5 protein-coding genes are annotated in these 3,240 nt (G+C 33.1%); 2 read left to right on the top strand and 3 right to left on the bottom strand.

Annotated elements, in window-relative coordinates; translation table 11 throughout:
• Positions 1–168 precede the first annotated feature (168 nt).
• The gene (locus CWR48_RS20335) at positions 169–342 is read left to right on the top strand and encodes a hypothetical protein (protein WP_170140701.1); all 174 of its coding nucleotides are present in this window, start codon (positions 169–171) and stop codon (positions 340–342) included.
• A 194-nt stretch (positions 343–536) separates the two neighbouring features.
• The gene (locus tag CWR48_RS04645) at positions 537–1,481 is read left to right on the top strand and encodes a helix-turn-helix domain-containing protein (protein ID WP_115771881.1); all 945 of its coding nucleotides are present in this window, start codon (positions 537–539) and stop codon (positions 1,479–1,481) included.
• Between the two features lie 43 nt (positions 1,482–1,524).
• Here the strand turns inward: CWR48_RS04645 and CWR48_RS20990 are convergent, their stop codons facing one another.
• Genes CWR48_RS20990 through CWR48_RS04630 form a run of 3 tightly spaced genes read right to left on the bottom strand, consistent with a single transcriptional unit; the run spans position 1,525 to position 2,981 of the window.
• Positions 1,525–2,259: a M23 family metallopeptidase gene (locus tag CWR48_RS20990; RefSeq protein WP_115771880.1), complete on the bottom strand. Its 735-nt coding sequence runs from the start codon at positions 2,257–2,259 to the stop codon at positions 1,525–1,527.
• 46 nt (positions 2,260–2,305) lie between these two features.
• The gene (locus CWR48_RS04635) at positions 2,306–2,596 is read right to left on the bottom strand and encodes a phage holin (protein ID WP_170140700.1); all 291 of its coding nucleotides are present in this window, start codon (positions 2,594–2,596) and stop codon (positions 2,306–2,308) included.
• Positions 2,597–2,609: 13 nt separating this feature from the next.
• Positions 2,610–2,981: a hypothetical protein gene (locus CWR48_RS04630; RefSeq protein ID WP_115771878.1), complete on the bottom strand. Its 372-nt coding sequence runs from the start codon at positions 2,979–2,981 to the stop codon at positions 2,610–2,612.
• Positions 2,982–3,240 lie beyond the last annotated feature (259 nt).

Genomic DNA, 3,240 nt, shown 5'->3' with positions numbered 1-3,240 from the left:
CGTCCCAGGCAGACGTATATAATAGGAAGAAACACGTTATCATATAGGGTTTTCTATCTATCATGTGTAAAATATGTGTAAAAGGTTATGTGTGCAAAAGATAAGTCGCTTTTTATATTAGCAGATATTTACCAAGTAGTAAAATAACAACATAAAAGGATGATTGAAATGCAAAGATGGAACATTAAAAACTCAAATGATGAATCAATAATATTACTTTCTGATATAAATGAAGTGGCAAAATATGAAAGGGAATTACGTGATAAAGGAATCGACTATAAAACAGATTACTATGAAGGAAATAAATTAATTACATTTGAAGATATAAACTGCGGAAAATAAATTATTAGAAAAAAACAAAAGAGTACAGCGTGTATAAGAGTGCTACCAACACTTTTATACCGTCCGCCTATCTACGCTAAGCAAACACTTGCTATACCCTTATAAACATTTTATTATATGTTGGGTTATTTAGCAACGGTTTGCTTAAAAACAGGCCGTTGCTTTTTTGTTTCCAAAAATAGGAGGCAAATTAAATGATTACAGCATATAACAAGGACGTACAACACTATTTGATAGGGAATTCACTTTCATCTAAAAGAAAAGCTACTATTATAGAGCATATTGAAAATGCTGTTAATGCATTAGGCGAGAGTTTTGAACGTTTATTCCCTTCACGATCTAAACGTAAAGACGTAATGGATCATGTTATCTATTTATTATCAGGTAATGGCATTTGTAAAATTTCAGCTTCCACACTAGCGGAAAAAGCAGATTGCTCTGTGAGAACAGTTAATGCTGCTGTCAAATCACTTAAACAGACAAATGAAATATTAGTAGCAGGACTTGCAGATGGAAAGAATAAATATATATTTGTTTTGAAATCTCATGGAAATTTCAAAGAGATTATGAAAGATGTTTTTTATATAAATGCAGATCAGATTGCAGACCAAAATGCAGAACTGGAAAATTCTAAACCACTTGATACTGAAGGGATTGAAAGTGGAAAAACGAGTTCTAACAATAATAACTCTATTAAATTTAAACAAGAAAAAGATAATAAGGAGAATGTTCAACAATCCATTGAAAAAGAATTCATAGAAGCTCAAAATGATACCGAAAAAGAGTTCAAGAGAATTAATGAATACTATGTAAATGAACATCAAGAAATGATGTACTACGCTATAAAATCAGGCTATTATCATGAATCAATAAAACTCAATGCATCTATCATTGGTTTACGTGTTGGAAGTAATTGTGATAAGCATATGTTTCACCATGCTCAAAAAGCATTAATGAAGTTAGATAAGTATTTATTAAACGGTGGGACTGTACTTGAATCTATACCTGCATTGTTTACAAAAATGTATGCAGATAATTTAAACTATAATTTTACAAATAAAGACAAAAAAGAAGACAGAAAAAGTATTAAGCATCTATTGTATAATTGGTTAGAAGAAGATGGTTCTGTAATTGTATGATAAAACGTAGAAAAAAAAGAGCCCCAATTAAGGGGCTTTAATGTTATTTCACTCTTAAGTTTTGTCCAGGCTTAATCAAATCACTTTTTAAGCCATTCAGACTTTTAATCTTACTTACAGTCGTGTTATATTTTTGTGATATTCCCCACAAAGTATCACCTTTAATTACCGTATAATAATTTGTTGTTGATGGAGATCCACTCAACTTTAATTTTTGACCAGGATAGATTGTATCACTCTTCAACCCATTTAGATTCTTTAATTGATTAACAGTCATCTTATTAGAATTAGCAATCCCCCAAAGGGTATCACCTTTTTTAACAGTATAGGTGCTACCAGATGGCTTAGGTGATAAATCCTTACCAACTAATTTCATAGGATCCACTGCATTCGGTTGACCAGGAGCATATCTGCCATCATGGATTTCAAAATGAAGGTGCTGTCCAGTTACCCTACCGGTTGAACCCATACGACCAATTCGTTGACCCTGCTTAACTTTTTGGCCGACCTTCACACTATAAGAATGAAGATGAGCGTAATTGGTCTCGTAAGTTTTACCATTAATGTTGTGCAAGATCATTACGACATTACCATATGTGCTTAATGGACCTACTCTTGTAACTGTCCCGTCTGCAGAAGCATTAACATCTACATTCCCGCTTTTTGCAATATCCACACCTTGATGCCACGAACTGTTCTTTCCTGTAATCGGGTCTTTACGATATCCGAATGGACTAGTGATTCTACCTTCAGTTGGCATAATAAATGTTGTACTCATTATTTATCCTCTCCTTTAAAATAATAAAGGCACCCTCTCGGATGCCTTATAAATACTTGCTATCATCTTTTGGTTCGTTGTATCTAAGCGCCTTTTTACTATCTGATAGTCCTTTTGTCGTATCGTCAATTGGCGCTGATAAGCTGATTAAGGCCAACATGATAATATTTAATTTCTGTAACACGTCATTAGCCATAGCATCCGTAATCTCATAACCGATGGGATAAAAAACGTTAATTATCCCTAATAACGCTTGTACAGCAAATACTAAAAAAGGTATAAACTTACCAACGACAAAAACAGGATTTTTAAACCTTACTTTCCAATTAATTTTCACGAAATCATCCTCCCTAAAAGAATTTAGTTGTAATGAACTCAAAGAGTACATATATAAAACTGAAAGAACCTGTTAAAATACCCGTAATTTTTAGCCATAACTTCCACTTGTTTTCTTGATTTATTTTCTTAATATCTACTTCGCTATCTTGATTTGATCGCTGTCTATAGAAAAATTCATCTAGCAATCTATTATCAATTACGTCTAATTTTTCCTTTTGTTCTTTGTTACCTTCTTTAATAGTTAGATCTACATTATCTAGCTTGGTTGATAAGCCTGTCATTGTAACTTCTAAAGTAGTCAATCGCTGCTCATGATTGTTCAACCTCTGGTCATGTTGTTGCCATATTATTGAACTCTCCATATTCGTCAACTCCTCACTCATGTTGACCTCCCCGCATCTCTCTGTATTAAGACATAAAAAATACGCCTATTCGGCGCTCTCTGATACTGGAATACTATTTGTGGTTGATTACCACCCCCTAAATTTAGGCATGAAAAAAGCACCTCGTGTGAGATGCTTTAATAAATTAACTGAATATTCATTAGTGCGAACTTTCGTCCATTTATGGATTAAATAAGATTATAATGCTTAAGCGCATCACTATGTCTCATTATCCTAATACCTCTAGAAAATGCCCCAT

Origin of the sequence: Oceanobacillus arenosus (assembly GCF_003369575.1) — a bacterium.
GTDB lineage: Bacteria > Bacillota > Bacilli > Bacillales > Amphibacillaceae > Oceanobacillus > Oceanobacillus arenosus.
This window is presented reverse-complemented; position numbering and strand designations above follow the sequence as displayed.